General features: G+C 63.6%; 13 protein-coding genes and 1 pseudogene. 6 read left to right on the forward strand and 8 right to left on the reverse strand.

Annotated elements, in window-relative coordinates:
• A partial coding sequence (locus Q8K05_RS02595) for an acyl-CoA dehydrogenase family protein (RefSeq protein ID WP_305244981.1) occupies positions 1-915 on the reverse strand: 915 nt, incomplete at its 3' end.
• Positions 916-942: 27 nt separating this feature from the next.
• Complete coding sequence (locus tag Q8K05_RS02600) at positions 943-1,833, reverse strand: MaoC family dehydratase N-terminal domain-containing protein (protein WP_305244982.1); 891 nt, start codon at positions 1,831-1,833, stop codon at positions 943-945.
• A gap of 104 nt (positions 1,834-1,937) precedes the next feature.
• On the opposite strand from Q8K05_RS02600, the gene Q8K05_RS02605 reads away from it, so the two are divergent.
• Positions 1,938-2,843: a LysR family transcriptional regulator gene (locus Q8K05_RS02605; RefSeq protein WP_305244983.1), complete on the forward strand. Its 906-nt coding sequence runs from the start codon at positions 1,938-1,940 to the stop codon at positions 2,841-2,843.
• A gap of 94 nt (positions 2,844-2,937) precedes the next feature.
• On the opposite strand, the gene Q8K05_RS02610 is transcribed toward Q8K05_RS02605, so the two are convergent.
• Entirely contained in the window at positions 2,938-3,513 is a 576-nt protein-coding gene (locus tag Q8K05_RS02610; RefSeq protein WP_305244984.1) for a hemerythrin domain-containing protein, read from the reverse strand.
• Between the two features lie 177 nt (positions 3,514-3,690).
• Here Q8K05_RS02610 and Q8K05_RS02615 point away from each other — a divergent pair, with 177 nt between their 5' ends.
• Positions 3,691-4,128 carry a universal stress protein gene (locus Q8K05_RS02615; RefSeq protein WP_305244985.1) on the forward strand — a complete coding sequence of 146 codons (438 nt, stop codon included), beginning with the start codon at positions 3,691-3,693 and terminating at the stop codon, positions 4,126-4,128.
• A gap of 18 nt (positions 4,129-4,146) precedes the next feature.
• Positions 4,147-4,428: a DUF4389 domain-containing protein gene (locus Q8K05_RS02620; RefSeq protein ID WP_305244986.1), complete on the forward strand. Its 282-nt coding sequence runs from the start codon at positions 4,147-4,149 to the stop codon at positions 4,426-4,428.
• A 61-nt stretch (positions 4,429-4,489) separates the two neighbouring features.
• Here Q8K05_RS02620 and Q8K05_RS02625 read toward each other — a convergent pair whose 3' ends face one another.
• The gene (locus Q8K05_RS02625) at positions 4,490-5,275 is read right to left on the reverse strand and encodes an NYN domain-containing protein (RefSeq protein WP_305244987.1); all 786 of its coding nucleotides are present in this window, start codon (positions 5,273-5,275) and stop codon (positions 4,490-4,492) included.
• A gap of 46 nt (positions 5,276-5,321) precedes the next feature.
• Here Q8K05_RS02625 and Q8K05_RS02630 point away from each other — a divergent pair.
• Positions 5,322-5,420, forward strand: a pseudogene (locus Q8K05_RS02630) (peptide-methionine (S)-S-oxide reductase); the annotation flags it as partial.
• A 184-nt stretch (positions 5,421-5,604) separates the two neighbouring features.
• On the opposite strand, the gene Q8K05_RS02635 reads toward Q8K05_RS02630, so the two are convergent.
• Positions 5,605-6,258 carry a glutathione S-transferase gene (locus Q8K05_RS02635; protein ID WP_305244988.1) on the reverse strand — a complete coding sequence of 218 codons (654 nt, stop codon included), beginning with the start codon at positions 6,256-6,258 and terminating at the stop codon, positions 5,605-5,607.
• A gap of 86 nt (positions 6,259-6,344) precedes the next feature.
• Positions 6,345-8,678: a penicillin-binding protein 1A gene (locus tag Q8K05_RS02640; RefSeq protein WP_370868758.1), complete on the reverse strand. Its 2,334-nt coding sequence runs from the start codon at positions 8,676-8,678 to the stop codon at positions 6,345-6,347.
• Between the two features lie 193 nt (positions 8,679-8,871).
• On the opposite strand from Q8K05_RS02640, the gene Q8K05_RS02645 reads away from it, so the two are divergent.
• Positions 8,872-9,849, forward strand: coding sequence for a HipA domain-containing protein (locus tag Q8K05_RS02645; protein ID WP_305244989.1), 978 nt, complete (start codon positions 8,872-8,874; stop codon positions 9,847-9,849).
• Between the two features lie 3 nt (positions 9,850-9,852).
• Here Q8K05_RS02645 and Q8K05_RS02650 read toward each other — a convergent pair whose 3' ends face one another.
• Positions 9,853-11,067 carry an MFS transporter gene (locus Q8K05_RS02650; RefSeq protein ID WP_305244990.1) on the reverse strand — a complete coding sequence of 405 codons (1,215 nt, stop codon included), beginning with the start codon at positions 11,065-11,067 and terminating at the stop codon, positions 9,853-9,855.
• Positions 11,068-12,079: 1,012 nt separating this feature from the next.
• Here Q8K05_RS02650 and Q8K05_RS02655 point away from each other — a divergent pair.
• Positions 12,080-12,538 (forward strand): hypothetical protein, encoded by a 459-nt coding sequence (locus Q8K05_RS02655; protein WP_305244991.1) that lies wholly within the window; start codon positions 12,080-12,082, stop codon positions 12,536-12,538.
• A 16-nt stretch (positions 12,539-12,554) separates the two neighbouring features.
• Here the strand turns inward: Q8K05_RS02655 and Q8K05_RS02660 are convergent, their stop codons facing one another.
• A complete protein-coding gene (locus tag Q8K05_RS02660) occupies positions 12,555-13,859 on the reverse strand; it encodes a cobyric acid synthase (RefSeq protein ID WP_370868759.1) in 1,305 nt (434 codons plus the stop codon).
• Positions 13,860-13,922 lie beyond the last annotated feature (63 nt).

Raw genomic sequence — 13,922 nt, forward strand, 5'->3', positions numbered from 1 at the left:
GGCCCTGAAACGCATCAGGTAGGCGGCTTCGACTTCAATATAGCATTCGGCAATCGGGAACTGCACGCCCTGGTTTAGCCCGATCGGGCGGCCAAACACCACGCGTTCGCTCACATACTTGGTCACGCGGTCGATGAACCAGTAACCGTCGCCAATGCACTCGGCGGCAATCAGCGTGCGCTCGGCGTTCAGGCCGTCCAGGATGTATTTGAAGCCCTGGCCTTCCTGGCCAATCAGGTTTTCCTCGGGGATTTCGAGGTTTTCGAAAAACAGCTCGTTGGTCTCGTGGTTGACCATGTTGGGAATGGGCCGGACCGTCATGCCGGATTTTTCGGCCTGGCGCAGGTCGACCATGAAGATCGACATACCTTCGCTCTTTTTCTTCACGTCGGCCAGCGGCGTGGTGCGGGCCAGCACAATCATCCAGTCGGAATGCTGCACGCGCGAGATCCAGACCTTCTGGCCGTTGATGACGTAGCGGTCGCCTTTTTTGACGGCGCTGGTCTTGATCTTGGTGGTGTCGGTGCCGGTGCTGGGCTCGGTCACGCCCATCGACTGCAGACGCCATTCGCCGCTGGCAATACGCGGCAAATAGAGCTCTTTTTGCGCCGTGGAGCCGTGGCGCAGCAGCGTGCCCATGTTGTACATCTGGCCATGGCAGGCGCCCGCGTTGCCGCCGCTGCGGTTGATCTCTTCCATGATCACCGACGCTTCGGCCAGACCCAGCCCGGAGCCGCCGTATTCGGTCGGGATCAGCGCGGCCAGCCAGCCGGCCTTCGTCAGCGCATCGACAAAGGCTTCGGGGTAGGCGCGCGCCGTGTCGATCTTGCGGTGGTATTCATCGGGAAACTCGGCACACAGCGCGCGTACCGCGTCGCGGATGTCCTGGTATTTGTCGGGGGTGGTTTTGATCATGAACAGCTTTTGAATAGGAGAAATAAATCAGGCCAGCTCGGCGGTCGCCTGCATGGTGAGCCAGCCTTCGTGGTCTTCGGCCCACAGGCGCACGGTTTTGCCGTCCCCGGAGGGCTGGCCGTGCAGCTTGAACGGGTGCAGGTCAAACGTGGGCCGCACCGCCTTGAAATTGAAGGCCTTGATGAAAGCGCCCGGCGCATGGACGCGCACCAAATCGACCAGCAGCGTGGCAATCAGCGGGCCGTGCACGATCAGGCCCGGGTAGCCTTCCACCTCGGTCACGTACTTGCGGTCGTAATGGATGCGGTGGCCGTTGAAGGTCAGCGCCGAGTAGCGAAACAGCAGCACGTCATTGGGCACCACTGCGCGCTGCCAGGCGGCGCCTTGTTCGGCTGCCACCGGCTGCGGCACAGGGTCGCCGGGCTGGGCTGCGGCGCGGTAAACGATGTCGTGCTCCTCGCTCAGCGCCAGGCCCCTGGCGTTGTGGACTTCGTGCTTCACCAGCACAAACAGCAAGTCGCCGCTGCGGCCGGCCTTGTGCGTGACCGATTCAATGCGCGAAATGCGCTTGACGGCATCGCCCACCACGAGGGGATTCGCCTGGAACCACTGCAAGCGCCCCCCGGCCCACATGCGGCGCGGCAAAGGCACAGGCGGCAGAAAACCGCCCCGCTTGGCGTGGCCGTCGGGGCCGATTTCGCGCTGGCGAGGCTGCGGCACAAAATACAGCCAGTGCCACAGCGGCGGCAGCGCCGTGCCCGGCAGCGGCGACGGGTCATCGCGGTCCAGCGTGGCCGACAGCCCGCGCAGCGGCGCGGCGGTGATGTCGTCGTTCAGGGTTTCGGTCTTGCCGACCCAGCTTTGCAGGTGGGCCAGGGTCGCGGGGTCCAGCGTGCGGACGTCGGTATTGAGGGTCATGGCTGGCATGATCGCGGCTTTTCGGGCCCGCCGCAATCTACAATTTCAGAACCAAGCCTTCGTTAAAACCGAACACTTGTCCCGCTTTGGGCTAGCATTGCGCCATGCAATTTGACCTGACCGACCTGCGCCTGTTTGTGCTGAGCGCCGAAGAATGCAACCTGACGCGCGCGGCGCGGCGCCAGCACCTGTCGCTGGCGGCCGCAAGCGCGCGCATCAAGGCGCTGGAAGTGCAAACCGGCCTGCCTCTTTTCTACCGCGAAGCGCGCGGCGTGCGCCTGACGCCCCCCGGCGAAGCTTTTTTGCACCACGCACGCGGCGTACTGCGCCAGACCGAGCAGCTGCGCACCGATTTGCAGGAATATGGCGGCGGTCTGCGCGGCCATGTCCGGGTATTCGCCAACACCACGGCCGTGACGGATTTTCTGCCCGAAATCCTGCCGGGCTTTTTGTCAGCCAACCCGAATGTCAACGTGGACCTTCAGGAAAAACCGAATCCTGAAATTGCCCGCGGCGTGCTCGACGGGCGCGCCGACATCGGCATCGTGGCCGGCCATGTCGACACGCTGAGCCTGCAGGCCATTCATTTCAGCACCGACCGGCTGGTGCTTGTCACGTCGCGCCAGCACCGCCTGGCCAAGCGCCGGCGCATCGCCTTTGCCGACACCCTGGACGAAGACGCCGTGGGCATGCATCAAGGCAGCACGCTGCAGACCTTTCTGGCCCAGGTCACCGACAAGCTGGGCAAGCCACTGAAACTGCGCGTTCAACTGAGCAGCTTTGACGCCATGTGCCGCATGATTGGCGCGGGCGTGGGGGTCGGCATCGTGCCCGAGAGCGCGGCGCGGCGCAACCAGCACAGCATGAATCTGGCACTGATTGAACTGGTCGATGCCTGGAGCGTGCGCGAGCGCTACGTGCTGGTGCGGGAGCGCGAGGCGCTGCCCGCCTATGCGCAGTCTTTGGTTGACGCGATTTGCGCCCATTACCAGGCGGGACAAACGCCCTGAATGCATGGCGCCCCACGAGCAGAAGAAAAATAGGCATCTAGCCCAATAACCACGAGCACAAGCAGCTATTGTTTATATAGCACTCATCGGCCCGCTAAACATGCCCCACCACCTGCGGCGCATGCCGCAAATGAAGTGACAGGCCCAGTGCCGCCATGTGGTTGCCATTGCGCGACAAAATGGTTTCGGCCAGCGGCAAGAACTCCTGCTCTTCAAACAGCGCATGCGCCGTGTAGCGCTGCACCAGGTCGTGCACCGCCGCCGGATCGAGGTCGCCGGGCCGGGACTGGGCGGCGGCCTTGACCGCCGGGGCCAGCTTTTTCCAGCACGATTCGATCTCGCGGTGCTCCGCCGTCAGGCGCTGCACCATGGCCTGGACGCGTTGCGCCTCGGCGCCCGGGGTGGCGCTGCGCAGCACGGCCGGAAACAGCTCGTTTTCCTCGTCGGCGTGATGCCCACCTACCGCGAACTTGAACAAATCCAGCGTATGGTGGGCAACCGTACATGCCTGGGCTGCGGCGGCCTGCAGCGCAGGCAGTTGTTCAAAAGCCTGCAGCTGCGAAAGAATGCCCAGGTGACATTGCGAAAAGCCAGCCAGTGGAACGTCAAGGCTCGCCGATTTTTCATTGGATGGATTGGCGCGCTGATGGATGGTGTGATTAACGATCATGTGGGTCCGCCCTGGTTAGCGGCTGCGCCTTTCAGCTTGCGAGCATCGCTGTTTTTGAATGTAGCGGTCCCATCTTGCTGCAGGTTTGACGCACATCAATAAACGCTGCGCGCGCAGGCCGCAGGCCGCACCATAATGAACAAGTCCATCACCCCACAACTACAAAGAAAGACAAGCATGTTCAAGCACATATTGTTGGCCACCGACGGCTCCGCCGCCTCCGAACACGCCGCGCAACTGGCCATTGGCATGGCGCGCGCGCAGGGCGTAAAACTGACGGCGCTGTTCGTGATTGACCCCTACCCGTACATGAGCATCGGTGAAGCCAATCCGATGGGCTTTCAGGCCTACATGGCGGCGGCCCAGGAGCACGCCGCCCAAGCCCACGCCAAGGTGTCGGCCCTGTGCAGCGAGGGTGCGGCCGTGGACCTGCAATTGCGCATGGTCGAAAACGTCACGGCGTCAGCCGGCATTGTGCAAACCGCCAAAGACGAAGGCGCGGACCTGATCGTGGTGGGCTCGCACGGTCGCAGTGGCCTTGCCCGGCTGATGCTGGGCAGCGTGGCGGCCAAGGTCGTGGCCGAATCGCAGGTGCCGGTGCTGGTGGCCCGCTAGAGAAACGAGGAGAAGGCGATGAACGGGTTGACCGTGCCCGCACCGCGCAAGCTGGGGGTGCGGCTGCTGCTGCTGGCAGCCGCCTTCCAGCTGGCCGCCTCGCTGCTGCTGCTGTTTGTGGCCGTGCTCCAGGGGGTACTGATGCTGGCCACCGACTCGGCCAACGCCCGGCTGAAGTTTTTTGGCCGAAGCCTGGGCCGCTACCTGGCCCAGATTGCCGATTTTGAAAGTTTTGCTTCCGAGTCGCTGCCCTTCCCGTTCAGCGAGTGGCCGGTTGCTGACGATCTTTCAGGTGTTTAAGCATCAAAAAGGTCTCTGGCCCAATCAGAACGGGTGCATGCAGCTATTTAATCAGTAGCAACTAACGCAGCCGCACCAGTGTCCCGGATGCCCCGTCCTTGGCCTCCACCCAAGCCTCGAAGGCCTTGCGCATCGCCAAAAAATTGGCGTGGCCGTGTTCCTGGGGGTCAAAGGTCGAATCCAGGCGCTTGATCATGTGCCAGACGGCCGACTGGCTGACCCACGCATCGCCCTGGGTTTGGGCCAACAAGCGAGTCGCACGCTTGAAGAGTTCCGCGGCCGGGTCGGCCTCGGCCGCCAGGGCTGAGGTCGCCGCCGGACTTTCCACCAGACTTTCGTAGTAGCAGAACTCGTGACAGCTCTTGGCCCAGTGCCGGTTGGTGTTTTTGCGCGCCCCGATGCCGACCAGGGTGCGGCCTGCCGCCTTGACCTTTTGCGACACCGGCATGAAGTCGCTGTCGCCGCCCACAATGATGACGGTGCCAATATGGCCAAAGCGGCCCAGGTCTTCCATGGCGTCCAGGCACAGCTTGATGTCGGCGCCATTTTTTGCGGAGCCGCCGGGCGGAAACAGCTGGATCAGCTCGACCGCGCATTGCAGCAGCGCGTCGCGGTAGCGGCTGAAATACTGCCAGTTGCAGTAGGCGCGGTTGATGGCAGTCGGGCCGAACGAGGCCGCCAGTTCCACCACCGCCTGCACGTCAATCAGCGGCTCCTGCACCTTGAAACGGTTGTCCTGCTTGCTGTAGGCGCCCTCTTGCCGGGCCTCGGCCAGGCTGGCATGCAGGTTTTCAAAATCCCAGTACAGTGCAACGGATGCTTGTTCTTCGCGGATGCGCTGGCGCATAAGGCCTCCTTGGTTGAAGGTGAGATCCTAACGTGCCGGCGCGCACGAAACAGTGGTTTTTGCCGGTGGCTGCTTTTGGGGCGTGCAAGCGGTGTTTCAGCATACCCAAGGCGTGCTGAACGCGGTGTCGGGCTACGCAGGCGGCCCGAAAGTCATGCGGCCCGAGGTCTACCGCGAATCGCCGATGCTGGTGGCCTCGCAAACGGCCCGCCAGTGAAGGTGCAGGCCGGCGGGCCCGGCCCTTGAGTTCACCTATTTTTTAGAACGAAATAGGGCTTTAGCCCAATAAATACGGTAGCAGGCAGCTATGTATTTTATAGCGGATGATGTTAGGCCCTGGCCTTGGCGTTTTCCTGCGCCGCCTTGCGGTCGGCCACCACCTTTTGCACCGAAGGCCGCTCGCCCATCAGCTTGATGTAAGGCTTGTAGTCCACGCCCGCCGCCAGCAACAGGTCTTCGCCCAGCACGGCCCGGCTGGCCATGCCCACCAGCGGCAGGCTGGCAAAGGCGGCGCAATCCGCTTGGGTAAACATGTCGCCGGCCACATAAGGCGAAAACTGGGCCAGCTGTTTGAAAGCGGCAATGTTTTTTTCCAGCTGCTTGCGCACGCGGGCCTGGGTGGACTCGCTCACCGTGCCGCCAAAAAAGGCCTGCGGGTACAGCTCGCGCGCCACCAGTTCCAGGTGCAAGTCGATGAAGGTGATCAGCTCGCGCACCTTGGCGGCGGCAAACGGGTCGGCGGGCAACAGCGGCGGCTGCGGGTAGGCTGCCTCAATGTATTCCATGATCGCCTGGCTTTCGCACAGTCCGCCCTGCGGCGTGTGGATGTAGGGGATTTTGGCCAGCGGTGAGGCCGCCAACACCGCATCGTGCGTGCTGTAAACGGGCACCATTTCTTCATTGAACGGTACGCCTTTTTCAAGCAACGCCAGCTTCACCTTGTTGTAGTAATTGGAAATGGGAAAGCCGCAAAGGGTAAGCATGAAAGGGAACTCCTGAAGTTAGCCTGCCAGTTTATGCGGGGATCGCCGCCTGCCGTGCAACCGGTGCGACAAGGCGCCCCGCCGAATCACTGGCCGTTGCCGGCGCGATCCGGCGCCTGCGGGACGGGCGGCAAATACAGGTTTTGCGGCGCAGGCTCAGCCTGCGGATAGGTGGGATTGGCCGGAAAGGTCTGGTAGTTGTCCTGGCGGAATGCGGGCTGGGCGTCCTGCAGCGATGGCGGAGCCTCTTCGGACGGCAACATCGTTTCAGCCTCGGGCTCTTCCACAGGTGTCGGGTCTGGCGCCCTCACCAGACGCGGCGCGTCAAAGCGCGCGTTCTGGTCGACCACCCGCGACCGCAAGGACTGCTGAAAAAAGTCGCCCACGATGGGCAACGCGCTGCGCGCGCCCTGGCCCCAATAGTCGCTCAGGGTCACGCGGTTGTCGTTAAATCCCACCCAGGCGCCCGCCACCAGGTGCGGATGCATCAGGATGAACCAGCCGTCGGTGTTGTCCTGGGTGGTGCCGGTCTTGCCCGCCACATCGGCCTGAATGCCATACCGGCTGCGAATGCCGCCGCCGGTGCCCCGGTCGATGACGCCGCGCATCACGTCGAGCAGGGTGTGCGCGGCGGCTGTCGATATGGCTTGCTCTGGCGCCTTGGCCTCAAACTGCTCCAGCACCCGGCCATTCCTGTCTTCAATCCGCGTGACCAGCATGGGCTCGATGTAGTTGCCGCTGTTGGCGATGGTGCTGTAGGCCGACACCATTTCCTTCAGGGTCACCGGGCTGGTGCCCAGCGCCAGAGAAGGCACCTGCTCCAGCTTGCTTTGCCGCACACCCATGGCCTGGGCCAGCTTGGCCACCTTGGCCGGGCCGACGCTTTGCATGACCTGGGCGGTGATGGTGTTTTTGGAATACACCAGACCGTCCCGCAGGCTCATGGGTACGCCGCTGGGCGCGCCGGAGTCGGTGGGCCGCCAGACGGCACCGCCGCCCAGCGCAATCTCGACGGCCTCGTCCACAAACGTGTCGGTGGGAAGCGTGCCCTGCTCAAAGGCGGCGCCGTAGACAAAGGGCTTGAAGGTGGAGCCGGGCTGGCGGCGCGCCTGCTGGACATGGTCGAACTGGTCCTGGGAAAATCCGCGGCTGCCGACCCAAGCCATGACATGGCCATTGCGCGGGTCCAGCGCCACGAAGCCGGCCTGCAGCCGGGTTTTGTCCTGCCGCAATTTACCCAGGAACGCGGGGTCGGCCTGCACCTGCTTCAGGGCCTGCTCGTCACTCAAGCCCGGCTCCCTGGCCGCCTTGTATTCGCTGCTCTCACGCACAAAGGCCTGCAGCAGGCTCTTTTTGGCAGCCCAGGCCCTCGGGCCCCACTCCTGGCTGGCCACGCCTTGCAGCCTGTCACCCTGGCGGACCACGGCCTCGTTGGCGAGTTTTTGCAGCCGGAAGTCGATGGTGGTGCGCACCACCAGGCCGTCGGCAAAGATGTTGTAGCCATTGCGGTCGGCCCAATCAATCAGCCACCGGCGCAGCTGCTGGGTAAAGTGGGGCGCCGGGCCCAGCAACTCGGTCTGCCGCTCAAATTCGACCTTGAGCGGCCTTTTCTTCAGCACCTCATACCGTGCGGCTTTCAGCTTGTCGTGCTTGACCATCTGGCTCAGAACAATGTTGCGGCGCTCCACCGAGCGCTCCGGGTTGAGCACCGGGTTGTAGTAGCTGGTGCCCTTGAGCATGCCGATCAGCGTGGCGCTTTCAAGCACGTCGAGCTTGTCGGCCGACTTGTCAAAATAGGTACGGGCCGCCATTTCAATGCCGAAGGCGTTATACAGAAAAGGCACCGTATTGAGGTAGGTCTCCAGGATCTCCTTCTTGGTATAGACGGCCTCGATCTTCAGGGCCGTGATGGCTTCCTTGATCTTGCGCGTCAGCGTTGGCGCCCGGCCGACCTCCTCGGGAAACAGGTTGCGGGCGAGTTGCTGCGTGATGGTCGAGCCGCCCTGCCGGTCACCCGAAAAGGTGTGCAGCGCCGCCGAGGCTGTGCGCTTGAAGTCAATGCCATGGTGCGTAAAGAACCGGTGGTCCTCGGTGGAGATCAGCGCGTCCACCACGCTGGGGGAGATGTCGGCGAGCTTGACCCAGTCGCGGTTGGCGCGCTTGAACACGGCCAGCTCCTTGCCGTCGGCCGAGAGCACCGTGGCGGGCTTTTCGATCTTGGCTTTTCGGAGGTCGCCAATGCTGGGCGTGAACGGAATCAGGACCAGGACGTAGAGAAGCAACAGCACCGGCACTGCGGCCAGCGACAGGGCGATACCGCGCCGGGTCGGGTGCCGCAGGCGGCGAAGCACTTCAGCAGCAAGGGGTTTGGCACGGGCCAAGGCCATTTTCATCATGGGGGATTCTAGTAGTGCGCGCATCCCGGGAGTGTAGGACGGTAGCGTAAGCACCCGGAAGACGCGCGCGGCTTGTGGGCGGTTGATGGGAGGCTCAAGGCCGGGAATGCACTTACAGTCGTGGGCTGCCAGATCAAGTGATTTTTTACAAAAACTGGATGGATCCAACCATTCCCCCCCAAAGCGCAGCCCCGCGCCCGCAACTACAGCCCACATCATGAAATTTCCTGTTTACGTCCTGGGCCGCGACGTGGCCGCACTAGAGCAAGCGGCCGGCCTTAAAAGCGTGCTGACCTACCATGCCGGCACCGCGCCGGGCGACTTTGTCTCGCTTACCCTGCCCGTGCGCACCGAACCCTATGTGCTGGACGACGCCGTGCACTGGCCGTTCGCGGTCGGCGGTACGCCGGGCCGGGTGCAGGTGGCGGTGCGGCCAAGGGGCTGCGAGCCCGAGCCTGCCCCGCAGCCGCCCTTTGCTGCGCTTAATGCGCACTTGTGCGCACAGGTGGCCAGCCGCGTGATGCTGACCGCCCACACCGATATTTCAGACGACGGCCAAACCCTCATCGTGCACCGCTTTGACCTGGACGCGCAGGGCCAGCCCCACTGGGGCGTGGAAGATTTTGGCGTGTTGCTGGGACTGCACCCCGCCACCAAGCACGACACCAGCTGGGAGCAAATAGCCCAGGCCGTGCGCGACCATGTGCCCGGCAGCCGCCGGGGCGAAGCCTTTCGCCACTTGGCCACCAGCTTGCTGCTGAGCTACGCGCTGCGCAACGCCAGCTGCCATGCCCGCACGCTGGCCTTGCGTTACACATCGCCCGTCGATGTACAGGCTGCGCCCGCCTGCGGCATGCTGACCACCCGGGTTTACGCAGGCATGGAAGACGACTTGCCCGCACTGGCCTTCATGGGCAAAAAAACGTGGACGCCTGGCAGAAACATGCAGAAATTCATCGCCACCGCCTTCGGCATTGCGCCCAAGGAGCAAGCCCTGATGGCCGAGGCCGTCTGCGACGCCGTGGCCGATGTTGCGCCGCAGGTGTTTGAGGCCATGAAAAAGCACCCCGCTTTCACCGACATGGGCCGGGGCATGCTGGCGGCATGGACCGAAGGCGTGCAGGGCCTGCGGGACAAACATGTTTATGCACTGGGCGCGTGGGAAGCGGTCGCAGCCTTGGAGGGCAGCGTTTGATGTTCAGCCCCGCGCATCGCGCCGCCGCAGCGCCCAGGCAAAGTAAAGCCCCTCCAGCGCCATCGCCCCACCGCCCAACGCGATCACGGCACTGGTGCCGATGCGGTCAATCAGAGCAGCAGCCATAACGACACCCAGCGACTGACCGAGGAAAAGGCACGAGGCAAACAGCGACACCGCCGTGCCGCGCGCTTCGGGCGCCATCTGCGTGGCGTTGGCCTGCATGGTGTTGTGGAACATGAAGAAACCAAAACCGGCCAACAGGCTGGCCGGCACGGCGGGCAGCCAGTGCGGCGTATAGGCCAGCACCAGCGCGCACACGCCCACCATGGCCCCGCCAATGGACACCAGCCCCTGCTGCCCAAAACGGCGGATCAGGTGGCGGCTCACGGCCATGTACAGCATGCCGCCCATGCCAAACAGCGCCACGATGGCCCCCGCCATCGAAAGCGACAGGCCCAGCGACCGGTGCAGGTGCGAAGCCCACATGGCCAGCACGCCAAAGCCCACCGCGCCCTCCACCAGCGCCATCAGCAGCACCACGCGTGACCAGCGGCCGGTGATGATGCGCAGTGCCTGATTCAAAAAGCGCGGCTGCGTCGCCAGCGGGCTGGGCTTGATCGGAACTGGCGACGCGGCCTGCTGCCGGCGAAAATCGGCCAACAGCAGCAGACCCACCACCGCGAACAGCAGCGTCATGAATGCAAAAGCCCAGCGCCAGCCCAGCGCATCGGTCAGCACGCCGCCCATCAGCTGGCCGCCCACAATGCCCAGCGTGGTGCCCACGCCAATCCGCGCCAGCGTTTCCTGCAACTGGTCCGACGGCACCGTGTCACCGACCCAGGCCATCGACAGCGGAATCAAGGCCGCCGCGCCCAGCGCCGTCACCAGCCGCGCCAGCACCAGCATGTCCAGGCTGGTGGCAAAGACCGCCAGGACGCTGCCGATGCTGCACCCCAGCGCGGCAAAGGTGATGACGCGGAACTTGCCCAGCCGGTCACCGAGCGGGCCAAACACCAGCTGCGCCGCCCCGTAGGTGATGGCAAACACCGACACCACCTGCGCCGCCTGCGCCAGGCTGACGGAAAAAACGCGCGACAGTTCGGGCAGCATGGCGTCGCAAATGCGCTGCGCCGCCATGCTGGAAAACGTGGCAAACGACAGCAGCAAAATGGAGCGGCGCGTTTCCGGAGAAAGAGGGGATGAAGCGGTAGTCACGTGCAATCCATGGTTCAAACAGGGGGGGCAGCGTGTAACGCGGCGCTGGCTATTGGCGCGGCGCGCGGGTGCCGCTTGCTGCGCAGGCAGTATACGGGCTGGCGCTATGCCAGACGCTCGAATGCTATGCTATTCATAGCTATCAGCGCCCTCGCCTGTTGCGCTGGAGGCCTATTTTTTTAAGAATTGATAACTACTCAGGCCACCCATGTCCCCGAATTTGCAGGGCTCCTTCCCCCGCTGGGGGAAGGCTGGGATGGGGGCTGGCAGGCGTTGCCGGGCAGCCGCTGTTCGGTTCGTGGTGGACTCTGGAAATAGCGGCTGGGCTTGCCAAGCCTGGGCGACCCCTGAAAAAGCCCCCATCCCAACCTTCCCCCAAAGGCGGGAAGGCGTAAATCGGGGACGCTGAGTAGTTACCTTTTGTGCCTCAAGCACTGTTGGCGGTTTCTTGCCTTTTTACTCGGTCACGCAGGGCCGGGGCTGACAGCGAACAGTGAAAAAGACAATCGTTGTTCCACACCCTCTGACCCACCAGCCTGCACCCCGCAAGTAAGGGAGAAAAAAATGGCGTAGCTGAAAGCAAACAGCAAACAACAAAAAGCGACGCGCGCAGCGCAAGCCAAGCAGATCAAGCAGAGCGTGAAGCTGTTGGCGAACGAGCGGTAGAACCAGCCAGCCTCCGGCACGCCAGCCGGCTGCCAATCAAGGAACCCAGGGCCCAGCGAAGCGATGGCCCGTCAGAGCGTTCAGCTCTAACCCGCTCCCGCCCCAAGGCAACTTTCTTTGGTTATTTTCTTTTTTGCCAGAAAAGAAAGTTACCCCCCGCCGGGCAGGCGCTCACCCCTCAAACCAACAGAGAAGCACCCAAAGCTAAAGGCCATCAACAAACGACGCAGCAATTAAATCGCAAGCGTTAGTAGCTACAAGAATTGTCACAAATGGAACCTGTCGCCGCAGTGCATGCGTTTAATAATGCCTGCTCTCGCCCGCGCGCAACCCCTGGAGCCCCGCCTTGTTAAAAATCATCCTTGCCGCCCTGCTCTGCAGTGTGGCCGCTGCGCAGGCAGCCGGGCCTCTGCCGCCTAAACCGCCTTCAAACGCGCCCTCAGCAGCAACGGCGCAGCACCCCCTCGCGGGACGCTGGGCCTGGACACTGCCGGGCAAGTCCTGCGCGGAAACACTGGCCTACAGTGCCGGCACCAACGGCACGCGGCAAGGCAGCAGCGGCGAAGAAGTCACGCAAAGCCGCTACGACGTCTCGGCCATGCCCAGCCTGCTGGGCTTTTACCGGCTGACGGAGACCGTCACCCAGTCCAACGCCAAGCCCGACTGCTCGGGCGACCTGCACGAGGCGACGGGGGAGCCGGTGACCCGCTTCGTTCAGTTCAGCCCCAAGAAAGACCAACTGATTGTCTGCAAGGAGGAATCGCTGCAGGCCTGCTTCGGGCCGCTGAAGCGGGCGCTCAAATAGCGCCGTTCAGCACGCCTCAAGCTATCAGCGACTGCAGCACGCCCGGCTCAAAATGCTGGCCGATGTAGTCGGCCAGCCCGTCAAACACCGAGTCCAGCGTCGGCGTGGCCGCGCCAAACAGCGCCTGCAGCACGCGCGGGTCTTCAAACATCCCGTGCAAATACAGGCCCAGCACATTGCCGGCACCGTTTTGCCAGGCCAGGCCTTCGGGCATGACCGGGTAGGCGATGTCGCCCGCAGCGGCCATCGCCGAATGCGGTGCGGTCTGGCCGTGGTGGATTTCGTAGCCCTGCACCTCAATATCTGAAAGGCCAGCCCACAGCCCGCGCAGCGTTGAAAACGCGGCCTGCCGGTGCTGCACGGTTTTGGCTTCGTCAAACACAGTAACCACCGGCAGCAACCCCAGGCCGGGGCCGTTGCCGTCTATGCCGTGCGGGTCGATCAGCGCTTCGCCCAGCATCTGCAGGCCGCCGCAAATGCCCAGCACCGCCCCGCCCCGCCCGGCGTGAAAGGCAATCGCCTGGTCCAGCCCTTGCGCGCGCAGCCAGGCCAGGTCGGCGTTGGTGGCCTTGGAGCCAGGCAGGATGATCCAGTCCGCCTCTCCCAAGCCAGCCAGTTCGGACGGGCTGCGCACCCATTTCAAACGCACGCCGGGCACGTTTTTCAGCGGCTGGAATTCATCGAGGTTGCTGATGCGCGGGTAGGCGATGACGGCAATCACCGGCGGACGCGAACGCAGCGACGGGCCGCCCCTAGCAAGTTCAGCCCCCTCGGGGGGCAGAGAGGACACGCCAGTGCCGAACGTGGGGGCCATATCAAACACACCGTCTTCTTCCGGCAAGCCGTGCTGCCACCACATCGGCAGCGTGGCGACCGTCGGCACGCCGGTCAGGTCCTGCAGCATCTGCGGGCCGGGCGCGAGCAGCGTGGCGTCGCCCCGGAACTTGTTGAGCACAAAGCCTTTGATCAATTGTTGCTCGGCCTTGTCGAGCATGGCCCAGGTGCCGTAGAGATGGGCAAACGCGCCGCCCCGGTCGATGTCGGTCACCAGCAGGCAGGCGGCGTTGGCATGCAACGCCACACGCATGTTGACGATGTCGCAGGACTTGAGGTTGATCTCGGCCGGCGAGCCGGCGCCTTCGATCACCACCACGTCGTTCTCAGCCAGCAGCTCGTCCAGCGCCTGCGCCACCACCGGCCAGACCGACAGACTGCGGCTTCGCCATTCCATGCGCGAGAGTTCAGCGTTGACCTGGCCCATCAGCACAACCTGGCTTTGCGTGTCTTTTTCGGGCTTGAGCAGCAGCGGGTTCATGCGCACATCAGGAACGGCACGGGCCGCCAGCGCCTGGAAATACTGGGCGCTGCCGATCTCGCCGCCGCC

Origin of the sequence: Polaromonas sp. (genome assembly GCF_030682935.1) — a bacterium.
In the GTDB taxonomy this organism is placed as follows: Bacteria; Pseudomonadota; Gammaproteobacteria; order Burkholderiales; family Burkholderiaceae_C; genus Polaromonas.